We start from the raw sequence: 20,978 nt of genomic DNA on the forward strand, positions 1-20,978 counted from the left end.
GGGGCCCCCTTGTTCCCTGCGAAAGCGCGCCCTCCCGTTCCCGGAGGTTCGGTCCGCGCCGGGATACATACAACAATCCGTTCCGCCGGTCTGCGGTTCAGAGCGCCGCCCGCGACCGCCGCGGCCCGTTCCCGTGGAGGCCGGAGGGGCCCGGCGACGCGCCGCGGGATCCGCCCGGCGGGCCCGCCGTCACAAGGTCGACTGCGTCGCGCCGTCGGCGCCGACCAGGATGGCGCTCAGGCCGAGGCGGCGCGCGAACGCCAGACCGCGGTCGCGGCCCATCACCAACAGGGCCGTCGCCCAGGCGTCGGCACTGGTGCAGTCGGGCGCCACCACGCTGACCTGGACCAGATCGCCCCGGAGCGGCCGGCCGGTGGCCGGATCCATGGTGTGGGACCGCGGCTCGCCGTCGATCTCGACGACATGGCGATAGGTGCCGGAGGTGGCGACGGCGGCGTCGGTGAGGTCGATGACCCCGAGGACGTCGCGGATCGCCCGATCGGGCCGCTCCTGGGCGATCGCCCAGGGCCGCCCGTCGGGTTTGGTCCCGCGGGCGCGCAACTCGCCGTCGATGCCGACCAGGAACGCGGCGAGTCCGAAGCCGATCGCCACTTCGGCGAGACGATCGACGCCGTAGCCCTTGGCGATGCCGGCGAGATCGACGGTCAGCGGAGCCAGACGCCGGGCGCGGCCGCCGACCGGATCGAGCTCGAGCGTCTTCGGCGGCACGAACGAAGCGCGGCCGGCGGTTTCGGCGATCCGCGCGGCGTCGGGGGTGCGACGGCCGCCGCCGAAGCCATAGGCACGGACCAGATCGCCGACCCCGACGTCGAAGGCGCCCTCGGACAGGCGCCCGATGGTCAGCGCCCGCTCGAGCACCATCAGCAGCCGGGGGGGAATCGCGCACCACTCGCCGATCGGCGCGCGGTTCAGCCGTTCGAGGTCGGAGTCCGGGCGCCAGCTCGACATCTGGCTCTCGACCTCCTCGACCGCGTCGGCCAGCGCCTGGGCCAGGTCCGCGGTGTCGAAGGCTTGCGGTGCGTAGACGATCGCCGACCAGCGGGCGCCCATCGCCGGTCCGCTCAGCACGCGGCGCACGGAAGCGGGCCCGGCGGCGGAGGGTTCAATAGACGTCTTCGACATAACGGCCTCCGGTTCGGAGCGTCGCCAGATCCAGACCCAGCGGACGGACGACGCCGTCGAGCGTGCGGGAGACCGCCGCGCTCATGTCGCGGCTGCCGCACACCAGGATCTGCGCGCCGTGGCGCACCAGTTCGCGCAGCCGCGGCGCATCGGCGGCGAGGCGGTCCTGCACATGGGCGCTCGGCAGCGGACCGCGCGAGAAGGCGGTGGTGAGCGAGGTCAGCCGTTTCTCGGCGAGATGACGGGCCAGTTCGTCCTCGTAGAGGAAATCCGACGCCGGGTTGCGGCCGCCCCAATAGAGGTGGATCGGCCGGCCACCGTCGCTGGCGCGCACGAATCCGGCGAGCGGTCCGATGCCGGCGCCGGCACCGATCAGGATCAGCGACGAGGCGGTGTCGGCCGGTCGGAAGCCCGGGTTGGCGCGCACGAAGGCGTCGATGGTGTCGCCGGGCTCGAGCGCATGCAGCCGGGTCGAGCACAGACCGCCGGGGCGCAGACGCACGCAGATCTCGACGACGCCGTCCGCCTTCGAGGAGGCCAGCGAATAGAAGCGCGGCAGGACCTCGCCCTTCGGCACCACCCCGAGCAGATCGCCGGCTTCGAAGTCCGGCAGACGGCCGGGCCGACCGCTCCGGGTCGGCGGCGCGCAAAAGCGCAGGATCGCCACCGGGGCGCCGATCGCTGCGCCGTAGTCTTCGCGCTCGACCAGTTCGAGCGCGGTGGTGGCGGGGGTCTCGGCGACGTGCTCGAGCACCAGGGCGTGACCGAGCACGGCGCCGAGATCGCGGCCCCACTGGGCGAATTCCTGCGCCGAGCGCCGGTCGATCCGCCGCATCTCCAGGAGTTTCGGGAAGTCTCTCGCGGCGAGCGCCTCGGCGACCGAACGGGCATAGGCGCAGAAGTTCGGGAAGGTGCGGTCGCCGAAGCCGAGGACCGCCACGGCCGTGCGGCCTTCGAGGGCTGCGAGCCGGTCGAGGAAGCGCTTCGCCGAGGCCGGCGCCCCGCCGTCGCCCCAGGTGGCGGCGAGGAGGATCAGGCGGTCGGCGCGGACATGGGCCTCGCCGAGGTCGTTCATGTCGCCGAGGTGGACGGCGTGGCCGGCCGCGGTCAGCGCCCGGGCGAGCGTCGCGGCGAAGCCGCGGGTGCTGTCGGTCTCGCTGCCGACCAGGACGACCGTATCGGCCGCCGCGACCGGCACAGCCGGCGCGGCGCCGACCGTCGCGGCGGCAGCCCGGCGGCGGCGCAGCCACATCACCAGCCCGCTGCCGGCCAGCACCGGCACGCTCGCCGCCGAGAGCCCGAGGAGCAGGCCGAGCGCCCAGGCGCCGCGGCCGGTATGGAGCATCCGGACGACGTCGTCGATGCGTTCGACGAGGGTCGCCGGGGTGAAAGCGAGTATCGCGCCGCTCGCCGGATCGACGATCGCCTCGCCGCGCGCGGTGCGCAGGCGGACGACGTCGGTGGGGTCGGCGGGGTCGGCGAAGGTCAGTTCGCGGAGATCGGCGACGTCGGTGGCCGCGAGTGCGCGCAGGCGGTCGATCGGTGCGGGGGCGCCGGTGCTCGCCGCGACGAGCGGGGCCGCGGCGGGGATCTCGGGCAGGAGATCGAAGGTCGAGGCCGACATCCACAGACCGGTCAATGACGAGAGGACGAGGCCGACGGTGGCGAGACGCGCCACTTCGCCGTGCAGGCGATCGAGCGCCGAGCCGCGGATCGGGCGCAACAGGGCGCGGGCGCCGCCGAGCCGGCGGGCGAGCAGCGCCACACCGGAGAGCGCCACGACCAACATGGCAATTGCCGTCAGGCCGGCGACGAGCCGACCGCCGTCGCCGGCGGCGAAGGCGCGGTGCAGATCGGTCAGCCAGCGCGTGGCCGGCGCCGGGGCGAAAGAGCCGAGGCCGGCCCCGGTCGCCGGGTCGACGCGCTCGACGCCGCTGGTCTCTCCGTCGGTGAAGGCGGCGGTGACGACGCCGTTCGCCCGGACCCGGATCGTCGAGACGACCTCGTGGCGGGCCGCCACCGCGCCGGCGAGGGTGGCGACCGAGGTGCCCCGTTCGATCGCCGGCGTCGAGAGGCGATCGACGGCGGGCAGGACCGAGAGCGCGGCGCCGGTGACGGCGATCGCCACCAGGGCCAGCGCCAGGACGAGAGCGGGCAGATTGTGCAGGCGGCGGAGCATGGCGGAGAGCCTCCGGTTCAGAAGGTGACCAGGAGCGACTTCACGTAGCCCTTGCCGACGACCGGCTTGCCGGCCTGATCGGTCGACAGCGGCACGACCGCGTCGGCGGGGACCTCGCGGCCGTCCTCGACGGCGGTGTCGACGTGAAGCTGGTAGCCGGCGTCGATCAGCGCGTCGGCGATGTCGACGGTGATCTTCAGCGTGCGGCCCGAGCCGATGCTGGCGCCGGTGATGCCGTCGACCTCCGCGGGCCGCCCGCCCGAGGCGCGCTGCCAATCGGCGAGGTGGCGCCAGTATTTGGCGCGGTCGCCGGCGAGCCACAGCGTGCCCTTGTACTTGCCGCCGGCGTCGCCGACCCACAGCACGGCATAGGCGCCGCTGCCGCCGTAAGCCTTCATCGTGGTCTGGACGGTGACTTGTTTCGCCTCGGCGGCGATCGGCGCGAGGAAGGCCGCGCCGATGGCGAGGGCGGGAAGAACGATCTTCATGATCCGGGTTCCGTTGTCTCGGGAGGGGAGAGCGGCGCGCCGCGGCGCGGCGTCAGTTCACTTCGACCGTCGGGCGGGCCTTGCCCTGGAACAGGCGGTTGTCGGGGACCGGCGCGGCGGGGTCGGTCGCCGCCGGGCGCTCGGCGCGGGCGCCGTCGCGCGCGCCGTGGCCCTCGTCGTCGTGATGGCGGCGGTGGCGGCCGTCGCGATCGTGGTGCCCGTGCCGCTCGCGATCGGCGACGCGGAACGCGCCGTCGTCGTCGGAGGCGGCGACGGAATCGCGATGTTCGGCACCGTGGCGATGATGGAGGACGTCGGTGGCGGCGAAGGCGACGCCGATCGAGGCGGCGCCGGCCAGGAGAGCGACGGCGAGGAGGAGAGGTCTTTTCATCGGGGGCTCCGGTCTGAGGCGACCGGATCACCCTGCGGCGGCGACCTGACAGGCACCTGAACGACCGACCGGGCGGCGTTCAGCTCGCCGTCAGGCGGCAGATCGGCTGCGCGGAAGTTCGACGCGCGCGAGGAAACCCTCGGCGCGGCCGGGAATCGGCGACAGGAGATCGAGCCTCAGACCGGCCCCCCGGCAGACCGCCGCGACGATGGCGAGGCCGAGACCCGAGCCCTCCGCCGTGGTCGGCCCGCGCTCGAAGCGGCGGGTCAACCGTTCGAGCCGATCGGGGGCGACCGCCGGCCCGTCGTTCTCGACCTCGAAGCGATGGTCGCCGAGGCGCACCGCGACCTTGCCGTCGCGCGCGCCGTGCTTCAGCGCATTCTCGATCAGATTGCGCGCCAAGACCGCGAAGGCGTCGGGGTCGAGGTCGCTCGGCCCGCCGCCGTCGGGGGGAATCGCCACGTCGAGCCGCTCGGCGACGTCGAAGCGCCGGTCGATCTCCTCGACGACCAGCGCCAGCACCGGCCCGAGCGGCGCGGCCTTCTCGGCGATCAGGCCGCCGCCTTCGGCCTTGGCGAGTTGCAACAGCTTCTCGGACAGGCCGGACAGCCGGCGCAACGATGCGGCGACGGCGCGGGCCCGCTCGCGGCCGGTCTCGTCGGTCATTTCGGCGATGAGGCGCTGCGCCTGGGCGAGCGCCGCGGCGATCGGCGTGCGCAGTTCATGAGCGCTGTTGGCGGTGAACGATCGTTCCGCCTCGAGCGCCCCGCGCAGCCGGTCGAGCAGGGCATCGACGGCGCCGGCGATCGGCGCGATCTCGTCGGGGAGACCACGGGCGGCGAGCGGCGAGAGATTGCCGCGGCCCCGCGCCTCGATCTCGCGGCGGAACACCAGGATCGGCCGCAGCGTCGCCCGCCCGAGCAGGACGACGGCGATGAGCGCCACCGGCACCAGGGCGGCGAGCGGCCAGACCAGCGCCAGCACCGCCCGCCGCACCGCCGCGTCGCGATGGGCGAGGGCTTCGACGGTGGTCACGCGGACCGTCCCGCGCACCGCCGACTCGGTATAGAGACGCAGGCCGTCGACCGAGCGAAAGCCGTCGTCGAGGCCCTTCGGGATGCGGTGCGGCTCGGCGTCGGAGGATTGCAGCAGGTCCCGGCCCTCGCCGTCGCGCACGACATAGGTGATGAATTCGCGATGCGGGCCGATCGGCGCCATGTGCTGGGCGGCATCCCCGGCCTCGCGCGACAGGAGTTCGGAATAGGCGAGCGGCAGGACGCGCTGCGCCACCTCCTGCAGCGCGCTGTCGAAGATCTGGTCGATCTCCCGGCGCAGGACCAGGCCGGCGACCGTCGCCGCGGCGAGCCACAGGACGGTGACGGCGAGGACGAGGCCGACGCCGAGCCGGCGCCCGAGGCTCCACCTGCGCTGCGCCGGTCCGCTCATGTGCCGCCCCCGGGCGAGCCGAGCCGGTAACCCATGCCGCGCACCGTCTCGATCGCCGCGGCGCCGAGCTTCTTGCGCAGCCGGCCGACATAGACCTCGATGGTGTTGCTCTCGACTTCGGACTCGAAGGAATAGAGCCGCTCCTCGAGCTGGGCCTTGGACAGCAACTGATTGGGCCGCTGCACGAAGGCCTCGAACAGCGACCATTCCCGTTGGGTCAAGGCCACCGTCCGGCCCGCCCGGTGGACGGTGCGGCCGCCGAGATCGACGTCGAGATCGCCGATCGTCACCAGCGGGTTGGGATTGCCGGAATAGCGGCGGCCGACCGCGCGGATGCGCGCCGACAGTTCGGCGAGATCGAACGGCTTGACCAGATAGTCGTCGGCGCCGGCGTCGAGCGCGGCGATCCGGTCGGAGATCTGATCGCGCGCCGTCAGGACGATCACCGGCGTGACGTCGCCGCCGCTGCGCAACAGCTTCAGGAAGTCGAGGCCGCGCCCGTCGGGCAGCATCAGATCGAGCAGGACGAGATCGAACACCGCGGTGCGGATCGCGCTCTCGGCGTCGGCCAGCCGCGTGACCCAGTCGGCGGAATGGCCGTCGGCGACGATCTGGTCGCGCACCGCCTGGCCGAGCACCGGATCGTCTTCGATCGAGAGAATGCGCATGGGTCGTCTCGCCGTCGTGATGCCGCCGCGTCGCACCAGTCTAGACCGAGCGGCGGCGAACGCGGCGGCGATTTTCGACCGCGCGTTCAGGTCGCTTTCAGGCCCGCGTGGTGGAATGGATCTCTCGCCCCTCTCGAGGAGGATGCCGTCCCTTGTCCCGCCGTGCCGTATTCGCCGCCGTCGTGCTGCTGATGTCCGCCGGGGCGGGGCTCGCCGAGCCGCGCTGCGACGTGCCGCTCGCCGACTGGCAACCGCGCGAGGCCCTGCAGAAGAAGCTCGAGGCGGACGGCTGGACGGCGGCGAAGATCCGCTCAGACGACGGCTGCTACAAGGCGATCGGCCGCGACGGGCGCGGCGAGATCGTCAAGGGGCGGTTCGATCCGGCCACGCTCGAACGACTCGAGGACGACGGGCGCGACGATCACGGCGGCCATGGTCGCCACGGCCGGCGCTGGGGTGCGGACGATTGACGTCGGCCGGGGATCGGCCTTCGGGGGGATCATGGACAGGACCATTCGCATCGCGGCCGGCAGCATCGTCGTCGGACTGATCGTCCTCGCGCTGAAGCTGCTGGCCTGGTGGGTGACCGGTTCGGTGGCGCTGCTCTCCGACGGGTTGGAGAGCACCGTCAACGTCGCCACGGCGATCGCCGCGCTGATCGCCATCCACGTCGCCGCCCGGCCGGCCGACGCCAAACACCCCTACGGCCACCACAAGGCGGAGTTCTTCTCCGCGGTGCTCGAGGGGGTGATGATCATCGTCGCGGCGATCCTGATCATCCACGAGGCCTACAAGGGATTTCTCGCCCCGCAGCCGCTCGAGGCGCCGCTCGTAGGGTTGCTGATCAACGGCGTGGCCAGCGCGCTCAACGGCTTTTGGTGCTGGGTTCTGGTGTCGCAGGGCAAGAAACTGCGGTCGCCGGCGCTGGTCGCCGACGGGCATCATCTGCTCTCCGACGTGATCTCGTCGGTCGGCGTCGTGCTCGGTGTGCTCCTGGCGGTGATCACCGGCTGGATGATCCTCGATCCGCTGCTCGCGGCGATCGTGGCGCTGAACATCCTGTGGTCGGGCTGGCAGGTGACGCGCAGTTCGCTGTCCGGCCTGCTCGACGAGGCGGTCTCCGACGAGACGCTCGCCGAGATCCGCGCGACGATCGGCGCCCACGCCGGCGGCGCGCTCGAGGCCCACGACATCCGCACCCGCCATGCCGGCAAGGCGACTTTCGTCGATTTCCATCTGGTGGTTCCCGGCACCCTGTCGGTGCGCGAAGCCCACGCCATCTGCGACCGCATCGAGACGGCGCTGGCCGGCGTGATCGCGCAGGCGGTCGTCACCATCCACGTCGAACCGGAAGGCGAGGCCGAACACCGCGGCGTGTTCGTCATCTGACCCGAGCTGGAGGTCGCGTCGGCGGTCCGGTCGGCAGGGACGAGGGGCGCTCGCAGGCGTGGGGAGACGGAGGACGGCGTCGGTCTCGACGGGCGTGACGGCCCGAACGGCAGATCCTCGCGAAATTTGCCAGTTGCCCGGCGAAGTGTCAGAAGATGAGGTGATCGCTCGTCGACCCTTGCTCACCTCCCGGGCTCGAATTCTTAATGACGCTCGTTGCGACGACCACGCGACCACCGATCCGTCGGCGGATGTTGGCCCGGCTGGCGGGGCTGGTCGGTTTCGTCGTCGCGGCCTTCATCATGACCGTCTATGGGATCGAGCGGCAGACCCGCGAGGACGACTTCGTCGCCGTGGCGACCTCGGTCGAGACCCTGTTCGCGCAGAAGATCGCGACCTCCAGCGGGCTGATGCAGGCCACTGCGACCGCGCTCAAAGCCTCCGATGCCCTGGCCCGGGCGCTGGCCTCCCAGAATCGCGACGCGTTGGAGACATTGGCCGCGCCGCTGTTTCGCGATCTGCATCGCGACCACGCCCTCACCCATCTCTATTTCACCGGTCCGGACCGGGTGAACCTCGTGCGGATCCACGACCCCGAGCACTCCGGCGGCCTGATCGATCGCTTCACCATGCTCCAGGCCGCGACCACCGGTGAGACCGCGGCGGGGATCGAGTTGGGATCGTTCGGAACCCTGACGCTGCGCTCGGTCAGTCCCTGGCGGCAGGACGGCCGGATCATCGGCTTCATCGAATTGGGCAAGGAGGTCGGGCCGCTCCTCACCGAGACCGGTGCGTCCCTGGGCGTGCATCTCTATGTGCTGTTGGCGCGCGATCTCCTCGATCACGCGGCCTGGGAGCAGGGGCGCCGTCTGATGGGGCGTCCCATCGCCCCGCTCGACTTCGGCGATCACGTGTTGGTGTCGCAGTCGGTCGCCGAGGTCGACGGCGCCGAGACCGCGCTGTTGCAGACCGCCGTCCGCGACACCGCCGCCCGCAGCGTGTCGATCGACGGCCGCACGCTGGCGGTCATGGTCCTGCCGCTGCGCGATGCTTCGGGTCGCGAACTCGGCAAGCTGGTGACGGTCGGCGACCGCAGCCGCGCGCAGGCGACCTTCACCTTCTGGATGGTGCTCGCCACCCTGGTCAGTCTCGGCGCCGGGACGATCGTCTTCCTGTCGTTCAATCGGGCCCTCGCCGGGGTCGAGGCCGACTACCGGCGCCAGCACGCCCTGGAGCATCGGCTGCTGACCATCTCCAACGAACACCAGCGTCTGGTGCAGATCGAGAAACTCTCGGCGGTCGGCACGATGATCGGCGAGATCGCCCACCAGCTCAACAATCCGCTGGTCGGGGTCATCAACATGGCCCAACTGGCGGAGCGCTCGGTCGACGATCCCGGGCGGGTGCGCGAACTGCTCGGCGAGATCCGCAAGGCCGGGCAGAATTGCAGCGCCTTCGTCAAGCGCATGCTCAACTTCACCAAGGTCTCGAGCTTCGACAGCCGCCCGAGCGATCTCGGCGCGATCATCGACGAGGCCCTGGCGCTGTTCCACCAGAGCATCGGGCGCCGCGTCGGCGTCGAACGCCGGCTGCCGGACGGCGAGGTCTCGATCGGCGCCGATCCCAACCTGCTCGGCCACGCCCTCTTCAATCTCCTGACCAATGCGGCGCAGGCGATGGGCGACGACGGGCGCATCCTGTTGACCCTCGCCCCGGAGCGCCTCGACGACGGTCGGGCCGGCTGGCGCCTGACGGTGGAGGACGAGGGGCCCGGCCTCTCCGAAACGGTGGCCGCCAAGCTGTTCACGCCGTTCTTCACCACCCGCCCGGAGGGCACCGGTCTCGGTCTCGCCGTGGTCATGCACATCGCCCTGCTGCACGAGGGAATCGTCACCGCGAGCAACCGACCGGCGGGTGGTGCGTGTTTTGCTCTATGGCTTCCCGAAGGACGGCTCGCGGAGGGTCGCCGGCCGGAGGGTTCGCCGGACGTCGGACACAAGGCTTGATCGGGGCGAGAGATGCAGAGCGCAAAGATCCTCGTCGTCGACGACGACCACTTCACCCGCACCCTCCTCGACGGGTTGCTGCGGGGGCGCTGCCTCGATCTGCGGCTGGCCGAGACCGGGGGGCAGGCGCGCGCCGCCTTCGCCGCCGAGGACTTCAATCTGGTGCTGATGGACCAACGCCTGCCGGACGCCAACGGGCTCGATCTGCTGCGGGAGTTCCGCAAGATCCGGCCGCGCCTGACGGCGATCATGATCACCGGCCACGCCGACGTGAAGGACGCCATGGCGGCGGTGCGCGAAGGGCTGTTCGACTACCGTACCAAACCCTTCGAGGATCTCGACGATCTCGAACGGGTGATCGGCAAGGCGCTGGAGATGGACCGCGCCTATCGCGAGATCGATGCGCTGAAGGCGTCGCTCGCCGGGCCGTCCCTGATCGGCGCCTCGCCGGTGGTGATGCGTCTGGCCGAGCAGATCCGCCAAGTGGCCAAACTCGACACCACCGTGTTGCTGGAGGGCGAGAGCGGCACCGGCAAGGACGTCGTCGCCCGCATGCTCCATGCCGAGAGCCGACGGGCCAAGGCCCCCTATCTCGACGTGAACTGCGGCGCGTTGCCGGAGAGCCTGCTCGAGGGCCTGCTGTTCGGCTACGAGAAGGGCGCCTTCACCGGGGCGGCCAAGACCACCGCCGGAACCTTCGAGAAGGCGCACGGCGGTTCGTTGTTCCTCGACGAGATCGCCGACATGAGCCCCAAGCTGCAGTCGTCGCTGCTGCGCGTGCTGCAGGACGGCGCCTTCTCCCGGGTCGGGGCGACCGAACGGCGGTCGAGCGATTTCCGGCTGATCTGCGCCACCAATCGCCCCCTGGCGGCGGCGGTGGCGGCCGGCAGCTTCCGCGAGGATCTGTTCTACCGCATCAACGTGGTGGTGCTGCGATTGCCGCCGCTGCGCGATCGGGTCGGCGACGTGGTGCTGCTGGCGACCCATTTCCTCGACCACTTCACCGCCAAGTTCGGCAAGAAGGTCGGGCCGTTCTCGCCGGCGGCCCTGCGCGCCCTCGAGATCCAGCCGTGGCCCGGCAACGTCCGCCAGTTGAAACACGCGATCGAACGACTGGTGGCGCTCCATCCCGGCGGCCCGGTCGACGTGCCGCATCTCGATGGAGTCATCGAGGCGGTGGCGCCGGGGCCGGCCGCCGCGGTCGGCGCGCCGGGGCCGCTCGGCTACCAGCAGGCCCGACACGACTTCGAACGGGACTACCTGCGCGGTCTGCTCGCCGCGGCCGGCGGCAACATCTCGGAAGCCGCCCGCCTGTCGGGCATTCCCCGCCAGAATCTCTATGTCCGCATGAAGCGCTGGGCGATCGTCACCGATTGACGACAGCTGTCGTGAAATCGCGACACCATCGATCGCCTCGCCCGCGCGAAACCGCCGAGAAACGCCGCGGTTCCCGCCGCGGCCCGGCTGGCCTCGATCTTGCGGTTCCCTCCTCGCCGAGACGAGGGAATCCGCATGAAGTCGGTCACCCAATCGCTGTTCGCCTTCGCCGTGCTCGCCGGGGTCGCCGTCTCGGGTGCCTCGGCGTTCGCCGCCGAGGTCAAGGGGGCCGCCCCCAGCGATCCGGCCCTGGTCGAGAAGATCCGCCAGTCGAATGCCGCCTGCTACGGCTGCCACACCGAGCAGGGTCTGAAGGCCCCGCCGCGCGCCGACCTGGACCTCGAGAAGCTGCGGCAGTTGGTCCACGATCCCGCGCAGTTCGACGCCTCCAATCACGCCGGCATGGAATGCACCGTCTGTCACGGGCAGGGCTACAAGGCCTTTCCCCACGCGGCCGGCGCGAAGCAGTCGATCAGCGAATGCGGCGAGTGCCACGCCACCAAGGCGCTGCGGATCGAGACCCAGTTCGAAGCCTCGGTCCATGCCAAGAACTTCAAGGAGCAGTTCACCTGCCGCACCTGCCATGACCCGCACGCCTTCCGCGTCGCCGCCAAGCTCGGCGACCCGCACAAGATCGTGGCCCAGGACAACGCCATGTGCGTCGGCTGCCACAACTCGGACCTGCGCTTCGCGCTGTTCTCGGCGAGCGTGACGCCGCAGAAGGTCCGCCCCGATCTCGACACCCTGCACGCCTGGCTGCCCAACACCCGGCTGCACTGGCAGGCGGTGCGCTGCATCGAATGCCACACCCCGACCTCGCCGGTGAAGAGCCTCGGCATGTCTCACGAGATTCTCGGCAAGGACAAGGCCGAGAAGAACTGCGTCACCTGCCATTCGCAGGAGACCGCGCTGGCGACCCGCCTCTATCGCTTCGCCGCCGAGAACGGCACCGCCGACCTCGGCTTCGCCAACGCGGCGATTCTCGACAGCGCCTATGTGGTCGGCGCCACCCGCAATCCGATCGTCGACCGCACCGTCGGCGTGCTGTTCGGACTGACCGTCGCCGTGCTCCTCGGCCACGGCGCGCTCCGCATCGCCCTCGCCCTGATCCGCCGCAGGAGGTCGTCGTGAGCCATCGGATCTATCTCCTGCCGGTCTGGCTGCGCCTGTGGCACTGGACCAACGCCGTCCTGATGATCGTGCTGGCGATCACCGGCGCCAGCCTGCATTTCGCCGGCTCCGGCCCGCTGCTGGTGCCCTTCAGCCTCGCCGCGCGGATCCACGACATCGCCGGCGTCGCCCTGGTCGCGACCTACGGCTTCTTCGTCGTCGCCAACATCCTCTCCGGCAACTGGTGGCAATACGTGCCGAAGCCGCCGGGGGTGCTCGGGCGCTGTTGGCGCCAGGCGGTGTACTACGGCTGGGGCATCTTCAAGGGCGATCCACACCCCTATCCGCCAACCGTCGAAGCCAACTTCAACGCGCTCCAGGCGATCGTCTACTGGCTGATCATGTATGCGGTCGTGCCGGTCGTCGTCGTCACCGGGCTCGTCTTTCTCTACCCGCAATTCGCACCGGCCAAGATGTTCGGTGTCGATGGTCTGCTGCCGGTCGCCTTCCTGCACTACATCGCCGGTAGCGTCGTCATCCTCTTCATGCTCGCCCACATCTATCTCGGCACCACCGGTGTCCGAGTGACTTCGCTGTTCAAGATGATGATCACCGGTTGGCACGAGGAGTGATCTCGCCGTGCCGATCCAACACCAGGGGGAAACAACCATGAGACGTCTGTTCGCCACCGTCGCGCTGACCCTTCCGGTCTGCCTCTATGCCAGCGGAGCCTTCGCCGAAGAAGAAAAGCGGGTGCCGCTGAAGCCGATCGACGTTCATGCGGTCAAGGTCGCCGCGGCGCCGGTGCTCGACGCCGCGGTCGTCGACGGCGTCTGGAAGACCGCGCCGGCAACCGAGGTCAAGGCCCAGAAGGGCATCAACTTCAAGGACGGCCAGGGCAACACCACCGGCACCATCCAGGCGGCCTACGACGCCAAGACGATCTGGCTGCGGGTGGTCTATGACGATCCGACCCTGTCGGTGCGGCGCATGCCCTACGTCAAGCAGGCCGACGGCTCGTGGAAGAAGCTCGTCGATCCCGACGACAAGGGCGGCGACAACAACAAGTACTACGAGGACAAGACCGCGCTGATCTGGAACATCGATCACTCGATCTTCGGCTTCGACGAGAAGTTCGGTTGTCAGGCCTCCTGCCACGCCGGCGAACCCGGCAAGCCCTACGGCAACAAGTACACCGAGGACGAGGGCGAGCTCGGCGACATCTGGCACATGAAATATGTCCGTGGCGGCTTCAATGGCCAGGCCGACAACCAGTATCTCGACAGCACCCGCTTCGACGCGGCCAAGTTCCCCGACGCCGGGCGCAAGTCCGACGCCAGCGCTGCCGGCAACCCCGGCGGCTACGCCGACATCAAGCTGGTCGAAGGCAAGCCGGAGTTCATGAGCAAGGACGCCAAGCCGGCCAACAAGGGCGGCACCTACTGGCTCAAGGCCGAGGACAAGGTCGCGTTCGACGATTCCAAGTTCGTCCCCGGGGACGAAGTGTCGTCGATCCTGGTCGCGCCCTTCACCGGCGATCGCGGCGTGATCAAGGTCTCGGCCAAGTGGGCCGAGGGCAAGTGGACGATCGTGTTCGAGCGCCCGCTGACCACGGCGTCGAAGTTCGACGTCCAGTTCGCCGACCTCTCAAAGGTCTACGGCTTCGGTATCGCCTTCTTCGACAATGCCCAGGTCCGCCACGCCCAGGTGCGCGAGCCGTTGCATCTGATCTTCGACAAGTGAGGACGGGGTCGACCCGGCCCGGTGCCGGGTCGGCGGTCCGCGAACGGTCGGCCGGTGGATCGCCCCCATCGGCCGGCCGTTTTCCGCTCACCGGTCGGCGCCGAGGCGATAGTTCATCTCGATCGCCGGGGCGGCGGCGGGGGTCGCGAGGCGCCAGGGCGTGAAGCCCGGCGTCGGGTCGGGGTCGGCGGGGAGGTCGAGCCACCAGACCCGTTCGGGGACGTCGGGCATCACCAGCCGCACGATCCTTCGGGACGTCTTCCGGCTGAGCGAGGCACTGGCGAGGATCACCGGGCGATCGCCGTCGTGGCCGTGCCACCGCCCTTCGGGAAGGATGGGGATCGCCGATTGCCCGTCTTCCTCCACGGCGAGCCGCACGTCGGCGGCCGACGCCGGCAGCGCCATGCCGGACGGCAGGCGGAACTGCAGCTCGAGGGTCATGAAGCCATGGCCGAGGTAGGGCGAGCGGACGAATTCCCACCAGCCCCACCAAACGAGGCCGGCCGTGACCGCCAGAACCGCGACCGCGAAGGGGCGTGAGGTCCGCGTCGGCGCGGGACCGGCCGGCGTCGCCGGTCCGCGTACCCGGCCCTTCCACAGGAACAGGCCGACGCCCGCGGCCAATCCGACGAGGCCGCCGAGCGGTCCGATCTGGAAGACCGCGGCCATGGCGATGCCGCCGTCCTGGTCGTGACCGGCGAGGGCGATGACCAGGAAGGCGAGGCCGAACCAACCGGCGAGAAGGCCGAGGAGGCCGGACAGCAGACCGAGGACGAAGCGCATGACCCGAGGTCCCCCGACGAGTCCGGGCGGGGCGGCGTCTTCCGAGGGCGGCGGCGCCCGCGCGGCAACGGCCGCCGAGCCGTCTCGCCTTCGCTCTCCGAGGATCCGCCCCCGTCCGCAGGATCGTGGGCGGGCGATGGGAACCACCGCCCGCCGCCGTCTCACTTGATGGTTTCGGCGGCCTTCTTGACGAAGCGATCGTCGAAGGTCCGCCCGAGATCGATCTTGGCGTCCTTAAAGGAGCCGGGCTCGGTCACCTCGAGGAAGTTCAGGGTCGAGGTCATGCCTTCCTGCGGCACGATGCCGGTCTTGGAATAGGTCGGCAGCGACGCCTTGGCGGCGCGCAGGTAGAGATCCTTGTCGCCGAGCCAATAGTCCTCCGGCACGGCGGCGGCGATCTCGGCCGGCGTCGCCTTGTCGAGCCACTTCAGCGTCCGATAGAAGGCGTTGGTCAGCGCCTGGACGGTGTTGGGATTGGCCTTGGCGAAGTCGGCCTTGACGTAGAGCACGGCGGCCGGATTGGTGCCGCCGAACACCGCACGGGTGCCGGCCTCGGTGCGGGTGTCGACCAGGATCTTGACCGCATCGTCGGCTTCGAGCTTGGAGATCACCGGATCGAGATGGGCGACGGCGTCGACGTTGCCCTGTTCGAGCGCGGCGACGGCGGAGGCGCCGCTGCCGACGCCGACGAAGGCGACGTCCTCGGCGGAGACCCCGGCCTTGGCGAGCTGATAGACGGTGGTGAGGTGCGTCGAGGAGCCCGGCGCGGTGACGCCGATCTTCAGGCCCTTCAGGTCGGCGACGGTCTTGACCTTGTCGGCCTTGGCCTTGGCCACCGCCCAGACGATGCCGGGGAAGCGGCCGAGCTCGATCACCGCGGTGATCTCCTGGCCTTTCTGCTGCATCCGCATGGTGTGCTCATAGGCGCCGGTGACGGCGTCGACCGAGCCGCCGATCAGCGCCTGCAGCGCCTTGGCGCCGCCGCCGAAGTCGTCGATGGTGACGTCGAGGCCCTCGTCCTTGAAATAGCCGAGGCGGTCGGCCAGCGTCAGCGGCAGGTAGTAGAGCAAGGGTTTGCCGCCGACCCCGAGTTCGATCTTGGGCTTCTCCGGGGTGACCGCGAGGGCCGGGACGACGGCGAGGCCGAGGACGGCGAGACCGGCCGCGAGGCCGAGTGCGAGGCGCTTCATCGCGTTTTCTCCCTGTTGATCGCGTGTTCTGCCCTCTTCGAGGGTCATTCGTTGAGAAGGGCGCTCTGCGGGCGCCAGACCAGCAGACGGTTCTCGACCAGGGTCACCGCCCAGTCGATCACCAGGACGAAGGCGGCGAGGACGAACATGCCGGCGAAGACCCCGGCGATGTCGAAGACGCCCTCGGCCTGGTGGATGAGATAGCCGAGACCGGCGGAGGATCCGAGATATTCCCCGACCACCGCCCCGACCAGCGCGAAGCCGACCGAGGTGTGGAGCGAGGAGAACATCCAGGAGAGCGCCGAAGGCCAGTAGACGTGGCGGAACAGTTGACGCTCGTTCATGCCCATCAGGCGAGCGTTGGCGAGCACCACGGCGCTGACCTCCTTGACCCCCTGATAGACGTTGAAGAAGACGATGAAGAACACCAGCGTGACGCCGAGTGCCACCTTCGACCAGATGCCGAGGCCGAGCCACAGCATGAAGATCGGCGCGAGGACGACGCGGGGCAGCGCGTTGACCATCTTCAGATAGGGATCGAAGACGGCGGCGACCGTCGGCTTGCGGGCGAACCAGAAGCCGAAGACGATGCCGCCGACCGCGCCGATGGCGAAGGCCAGTGCCGTCTCGAGCAGGGTGATGCCGAGATGGCGCCAGACCATGCCGGTGGCGAACATGCGGATCACCCGGGCGAAGACGTCGCCGGGGGTGGAGAAGAAGAACGGCGGCAGCAGCAGCACGCCGGCGATCTTCACCGACGAGCCGATCCACCACGCGGCGATCGCCACCACGCCGACCAGGACCTGGAGGACCAGGAGTTTCCAGCGGCTCATGCGCTCGCCTCCCCGTAGGTCTTGACCACTTCGGCCTTGAGCTCGCTCCAGATCGCCCGGTGCAGTTCGTGGAAGCGGCGATCCAGGCGGATGTCGGCGGTGTCGCGCGGCCGGGCGAGGTCGATGCGATGATCGCCGATGATGCGGGCATTGGGGCCGGCCGACATGATCAGCACCCGGTCGGACAGCGCGATCGCCTCCTCGAGATCGTGGGTGACGAACAGCACCGCCTTGCGATCGGCGGCCCACAGGTCGAGCAGCAGGGTGCCCATGATCTGGCGGGTCTGGGCGTCGAGCGGGCCGAAGGGTTCGTCCATCAACAGGATCTTGGGGTGGCGGATCAGCACCTGGGCGAGGCCGACGCGCTTGCGCTGGCCGCCGGAGAGCTGGTGGGGGTAGCGATCGGCGAAGCGGGCGAGGCCGACGCGGGTGAGCCAGTCGCGGGCCTCGCGCTCCGCCTCGGCGCGCGGCCGTCCGGCCACCTCCAGGCCGAGGGCGACGTTGTCGAGCGCCGTCTTCCACGGCATCACCGCGTCCTGCTGGAAGAGATAGCCGGCCTCGCGGCACAACCCGACGAGCGGCCGACCGAGCACCGAGACGCGGCCGCCGGCCGGCTTCACCAGACCGGCGACGGCGTTGAGCAAGGTCGACTTGCCGCAGCCGGTGGGGCCGACGATCGACACGAATTCGCTCTCGGCGACCGCGAACGAGGTCGAAGCCACGGCTTCATAGGTCGACTGGCCCTTGATCGGGAACGCGATGCGAACATCGTCGAGGCGAATGGCGCTCGTCGCGGCGGGGCCGGGTGGAGCGTCGGGCGCGGACATGCGGTTTCTCCCGGACGTCTCGCCCGTGGGCGGACGAGACCGACGGTGGAACGCCCGCCGTCGAAAAAAGGGAGGCTACTTTCCCCGCCGCCGAGGAGACGGTCAAGCACCGACCAAGGGAGGGGGTCGGCCGAAGCGGTCGGACCGGTCACGGGTCTCGTTCGAATTCGGAAGGCGCCTGCGAGACGCGTCCGCGAGACCCGTCTCACGTCTCGCCCGGGTCGGTTTCCGACTCGGGAAACGGCCGGAGGTTTGCTCGATCGAGGTGGAGAGTTTCGCCCCCCTCGACGCGCGCCGGGTTCGCTTCGTGATGCGGAAGATGCCGCGACAGGCGAATTCCGTCGTCGCGGTGCTCTCCGGAGCGCTGTCGCCGCGGCCCGGCCCGCCGGCCCGAACCTGGGATTGGACGACCTGCCCCCGGCCGCGACGCGCGCGGTCGGGAGCCGGATGGCTTGCGTCAGGCGATCGCCCGCGCCTTGCGTTCGATGCTCGCCTCGCTCGAGGTGACCAGGCTGACCGCCACGAACACCACGAAATTGGCGACCAGGGCGACGAAGCCGGCATTGAGGTTGAGGCCGAGGATCGCCAGCGGGTCCAGCTTGTCGAGGATCAGCCAGAACACCAGGAATTCGCCGGTGATCAGGCCGCAGAAGGCACCCGCCAGGGTGGCGCGTTTCCAGAACAGCCCCAGGACCAGCAGCGGGAAGAACTGACTCACCCCCGAATAGCCGGTCAACAGCAGGTTGACCAACATGTTCGGCGCGCCGATGGCCAGGGCCAGGGCGAGCGCCGTGAGGCCGAGCACCACGAAGCGGACGACCTTGCCCTGATGTTCCGCGGACGTACCGGCACCGACGGTCCGACCGTAGAGATTGCGGGTGGTCAGCATCGAGGTCGACAGGATCAGGTCCGCCGCCGGAATCATACAGGCCAGCGCGCCGGCACCGCCGACCAGACCGAGGGCCCAGCCGGGGAAGTTTTCACGGACGATGGTCATGAAGGCCATGTCCGGGGTCTTCAGCGCCGGGGTCAGAATCAGCAGCGCCGCGAAACCGACGAGCATCGGGAACAACAGGCAGATCTGATAGAGCGGCAGAAACACCGCGTTGTGCCGCAGGACTTCGGCGTTCTTGGCGCTGAAGGCGTTGGCGGTGAAGTGCGGCCACATGTAGAAGCCGAGGCTGGTCAAGACCAGCGTCGACATCATCCAGCTGACGTCGAGGTTCTTGGTGCCGCCCGGCGCCGCCAGGAAGCCGGGCTTCGCCGCCTCGATGGCATCGAACATCGGCCCGAGACCGCCGAAGAAGTGGTAGGGCAGGTAGAGGCCGAAGAACACCACGGCGATGATCATCGTGACGTCCTTGAACACCGCGGTCAGCGCCACGCCCTTCAGTCCACTGAGATAGACGAAGGCGGCGACCAGGGTGAAGGCGATCAGCATCGCCGGAACCCGCGTGATCACGCCATAGGAACAGGTCTCGATGATCAGGCCGAGGCCGGTCAGCTGCAACTGAAGGTAGGGCAGCAGGAAGCAGACGCCGACGGCGGCCGTGAGGACGCCGAGGGTGCGGCTTCCATAGAGATGCTCGATCAGGTCGGGCTGGGTCATCAACCCGTGGCGCCGGCCGATCGGCGAAATCGCCGGCAGCAGATGGTAGCCGACCATGTAGGCGAGGGCGCCGTAGCCCAGGATGTAGAAGGTCGGGCCACCGCGCGAATAGGCCCAGCCACTGCCGCCGAGGAAGGCGAAGGCCGTGTAGATTTCGCCGGCCAGAATGAACCAGCTCAGCCACCGTCCGAAGTTGCGGCCACCGACCGCCCATTCTTCCACCGACAGCTTCTTCTTGGAGCCTGGAATGAGGCCGATCACCGTCGCGCCGACCACGAACACGAAAATGATGGCGAGGGCTATCGTCTGGTCAGTCATCGAGGTTGCCCCCCTCGGCTCGGCGGGCGCGAGAATCGAGCCGGTACAGGAGAAGGATGCAGACGAACGTCACATAGATGCTGAACGACAGCCAGAATGCCAGAAACGGCAGTCCGAAGACGAACGGTTTGACATGATTGGCGAACGGCAAGAGACCGATCGTCCATATGAAGGGAAAGACCGTCAATATCATCCGTTGCATACTCATCTTCCAACCTCTCGTGTTCGGTCGGTTTGTCGCCGGCCCTGGTTGTCGTCGATGCTCAGGGCGCTCGCTCGAGCACTTTGAGAACGGCATGCGTCATCGCTCGGCACCCGTCGTCGAGAGCCGCCTCGTCGATGTCGAACTTCGGATGATGGTGCGGGTACACGGCGGCGTCGGCGTTGCCGGCGCCGATCAGGAAGAACGCACCGGGCACCCGTTCGAGGTAATAGGCGAAGTCTTCGCCGCCCATCAACGGCTCGACTTCGCGGACGGCCGCCTCTCCGAAGGCCTCGCGCGCCGCCTCGGCGACCAGTCCGGCGATCCCGGACTCGTTGATCACCGCCGGATAGCCGATGGTCGGAACGAATTGGTACTCGGCACCGGAGGCGGCGCAGAGCCCGGCGCACATGCGGTCGATGCTCTCGAAGATCCGCCGGCCGAGCGCCGCGTCGAACACCCGCACCGTGCCCTTCAGTTCCGCGCTGTCCGGAATCACGTTGAACACCGTGCCGGCGTTGAAGGCGCCGAGCGTCAGCACCGCCGTCTCGTGGGCATCGACCTGGGCGCCGATGATCGTCCGAAGCCCGGTGACCAATTGGGCCCCGACGAGGATCGGGTCGACGGTGCGATGCGGCGCGGCGCCATGACCGCCGCGCCCCCGGATGGTGATCGCGAATTCCAACGCGCTCGCCATCAGACGCCCGGGCGTCAGGTTGATCGTCCCGACCGGAAAGGGTTGCCACAGATGCGCGCCGAGCACGGCGGAGACGCCGTCGAGCGCCCCCTCGTCGATCATCGAGCGGGCGCCCCCCGGCAGTTGCTCCTCCGACGGCTGGAACAGCAGGCGGACGTCGCCCGGCAGACGCTCGGCGATCTCGCAGAGGGACTTGGCCGTGCCCAGAAGCATCGCCATGTGGCCGTCGTGGCCGCAGGCGTGGCAGACGCCGGGGACGGTCGAACGGTAGTCCCGTTCGATCTCGTCGGTGATCGGCAGGGCATCCATGTCGGCGCGCACCGCGACGATCGACCGGCCCGCCCGCCCGGACGCACGGCCTCCCGCGATGTCGACGACCAGACCGGTACCGGCGATCGGCCGCGGCGAGAGGCCGAGCGCCGCCAACTCGGCGGCGATCCGCGCCTGGGTCCGGTGTTCCTCGCCGCTCAGTTCCGGGTGGGCTCGAAAGTGTCTGCGCAAACCGACGACATAGTCGTGATTGGCTCGAACCAGGTCGTCGATCGATGTCATGCCGTTCGCCGTATCGAATGTCGTCGG

General features: G+C 69.6%; 20 protein-coding genes. 7 read left to right on the plus strand and 13 right to left on the minus strand.

Annotation, left to right across the window (positions count from 1 at the left end):
* Window positions 1-189: 189 nt before the first annotated feature.
* The 6 genes from EYW49_RS19480 to EYW49_RS19505 form a co-directional block, all read right to left on the minus strand.
* Window positions 190-1,143 carry an FAD:protein FMN transferase gene (locus EYW49_RS19480; RefSeq protein ID WP_131311299.1) on the minus strand — a complete coding sequence of 318 codons (954 nt, stop codon included), beginning with the start codon at window positions 1,141-1,143 and terminating at the stop codon, window positions 190-192.
* Window positions 1,124-3,322, minus strand: coding sequence for a PepSY domain-containing protein (locus EYW49_RS19485; RefSeq protein ID WP_131311300.1), 2,199 nt, complete (start codon window positions 3,320-3,322; stop codon window positions 1,124-1,126). The genes EYW49_RS19480 and EYW49_RS19485 overlap by 20 nt, the downstream gene beginning before the upstream one ends.
* A 17-nt stretch (window positions 3,323-3,339) precedes the next feature.
* Window positions 3,340-3,810 (minus strand): DUF2271 domain-containing protein, encoded by a 471-nt coding sequence (locus tag EYW49_RS19490; protein WP_131311301.1) that lies wholly within the window; start codon window positions 3,808-3,810, stop codon window positions 3,340-3,342.
* A 52-nt stretch (window positions 3,811-3,862) separates the two neighbouring features.
* Complete coding sequence (locus EYW49_RS19495; RefSeq protein WP_131311302.1) at window positions 3,863-4,201, minus strand: hypothetical protein; 339 nt, start codon at window positions 4,199-4,201, stop codon at window positions 3,863-3,865.
* 90 nt (window positions 4,202-4,291) lie between these two features.
* A complete protein-coding gene (locus tag EYW49_RS19500) occupies window positions 4,292-5,647 on the minus strand; it encodes an ATP-binding protein (protein WP_131311303.1) in 1,356 nt (451 codons plus the stop codon).
* On the minus strand, window positions 5,644-6,315 hold the full coding sequence (locus EYW49_RS19505) for a response regulator transcription factor (RefSeq protein ID WP_131311304.1): 672 nt from the start codon (window positions 6,313-6,315) through the stop codon (window positions 5,644-5,646). The genes EYW49_RS19500 and EYW49_RS19505 overlap by 4 nt, the downstream gene beginning before the upstream one ends.
* A 152-nt stretch (window positions 6,316-6,467) precedes the next feature.
* Here EYW49_RS19505 and EYW49_RS19510 point away from each other — a divergent pair, with 152 nt between their 5' ends.
* The 7 genes from EYW49_RS19510 (at window position 6,468) to EYW49_RS19540 (ending at window position 13,940) form a co-directional block, all read left to right on the plus strand.
* On the plus strand, window positions 6,468-6,785 hold the full coding sequence (locus EYW49_RS19510; RefSeq protein WP_228259690.1) for a PepSY domain-containing protein: 318 nt from the start codon (window positions 6,468-6,470) through the stop codon (window positions 6,783-6,785).
* Window positions 6,786-6,816: 31 nt separating this feature from the next.
* The gene (locus EYW49_RS19515; protein WP_131311305.1) at window positions 6,817-7,704 is read left to right on the plus strand and encodes a cation diffusion facilitator family transporter; all 888 of its coding nucleotides are present in this window, start codon (window positions 6,817-6,819) and stop codon (window positions 7,702-7,704) included.
* A 206-nt stretch (window positions 7,705-7,910) separates the two neighbouring features.
* Window positions 7,911-9,710, plus strand: a complete 1,800-nt coding sequence (locus tag EYW49_RS19520) for an ATP-binding protein (protein ID WP_131311306.1) — start codon at window positions 7,911-7,913, stop codon at window positions 9,708-9,710.
* Between the two features lie 12 nt (window positions 9,711-9,722).
* Window positions 9,723-11,087 carry a sigma-54-dependent transcriptional regulator gene (locus tag EYW49_RS19525; RefSeq protein ID WP_131311307.1) on the plus strand — a complete coding sequence of 455 codons (1,365 nt, stop codon included), beginning with the start codon at window positions 9,723-9,725 and terminating at the stop codon, window positions 11,085-11,087.
* 135 nt (window positions 11,088-11,222) lie between these two features.
* Window positions 11,223-12,218: a cytochrome c3 family protein gene (locus EYW49_RS19530; protein WP_131311308.1), complete on the plus strand. Its 996-nt coding sequence runs from the start codon at window positions 11,223-11,225 to the stop codon at window positions 12,216-12,218.
* Window positions 12,215-12,829 carry a cytochrome b/b6 domain-containing protein gene (locus EYW49_RS23100; RefSeq protein ID WP_165498339.1) on the plus strand — a complete coding sequence of 205 codons (615 nt, stop codon included), beginning with the start codon at window positions 12,215-12,217 and terminating at the stop codon, window positions 12,827-12,829. The genes EYW49_RS19530 and EYW49_RS23100 overlap by 4 nt, the downstream gene beginning before the upstream one ends.
* Before the next feature lie 37 nt (window positions 12,830-12,866).
* Window positions 12,867-13,940 (plus strand): ethylbenzene dehydrogenase-related protein, encoded by a 1,074-nt coding sequence (locus EYW49_RS19540; RefSeq protein ID WP_131311310.1) that lies wholly within the window; start codon window positions 12,867-12,869, stop codon window positions 13,938-13,940.
* Between the two features lie 87 nt (window positions 13,941-14,027).
* Here EYW49_RS19540 and EYW49_RS19545 read toward each other — a convergent pair whose 3' ends face one another.
* The 7 genes from EYW49_RS19545 to EYW49_RS19575 form a co-directional block, all read right to left on the minus strand.
* Window positions 14,028-14,723 carry a hypothetical protein gene (locus tag EYW49_RS19545; RefSeq protein WP_131311311.1) on the minus strand — a complete coding sequence of 232 codons (696 nt, stop codon included), beginning with the start codon at window positions 14,721-14,723 and terminating at the stop codon, window positions 14,028-14,030.
* Window positions 14,724-14,884: 161 nt separating this feature from the next.
* The gene (locus tag EYW49_RS19550) at window positions 14,885-15,913 is read right to left on the minus strand and encodes an ABC transporter substrate-binding protein (protein ID WP_131311312.1); all 1,029 of its coding nucleotides are present in this window, start codon (window positions 15,911-15,913) and stop codon (window positions 14,885-14,887) included.
* 44 nt (window positions 15,914-15,957) lie between these two features.
* The gene (locus tag EYW49_RS19555; RefSeq protein ID WP_131311313.1) at window positions 15,958-16,746 is read right to left on the minus strand and encodes an ABC transporter permease; all 789 of its coding nucleotides are present in this window, start codon (window positions 16,744-16,746) and stop codon (window positions 15,958-15,960) included.
* Window positions 16,743-17,573 (minus strand): ABC transporter ATP-binding protein, encoded by an 831-nt coding sequence (locus EYW49_RS19560; RefSeq protein WP_131311314.1) that lies wholly within the window; start codon window positions 17,571-17,573, stop codon window positions 16,743-16,745. Before EYW49_RS19560 ends, EYW49_RS19555 begins: the two co-directional genes overlap by 4 nt.
* Window positions 17,574-18,030: 457 nt before the next feature.
* On the minus strand, window positions 18,031-19,500 hold the full coding sequence (locus EYW49_RS19565; protein ID WP_131311315.1) for a sodium:solute symporter family protein: 1,470 nt from the start codon (window positions 19,498-19,500) through the stop codon (window positions 18,031-18,033).
* Entirely contained in the window at window positions 19,493-19,708 is a 216-nt protein-coding gene (locus EYW49_RS19570; protein ID WP_131311316.1) for a DUF3311 domain-containing protein, read from the minus strand. The genes EYW49_RS19565 and EYW49_RS19570 overlap by 8 nt, the downstream gene beginning before the upstream one ends.
* Before the next feature lie 55 nt (window positions 19,709-19,763).
* Window positions 19,764-20,951 (minus strand): M20 metallopeptidase family protein, encoded by a 1,188-nt coding sequence (locus tag EYW49_RS19575; RefSeq protein WP_131311317.1) that lies wholly within the window; start codon window positions 20,949-20,951, stop codon window positions 19,764-19,766.
* Window positions 20,952-20,978 lie beyond the last annotated feature (27 nt).

This window comes from Siculibacillus lacustris, assembly GCF_004328075.1.
Classification (GTDB): Bacteria; Pseudomonadota; Alphaproteobacteria; order Rhizobiales; family Ancalomicrobiaceae; genus Siculibacillus; species Siculibacillus lacustris.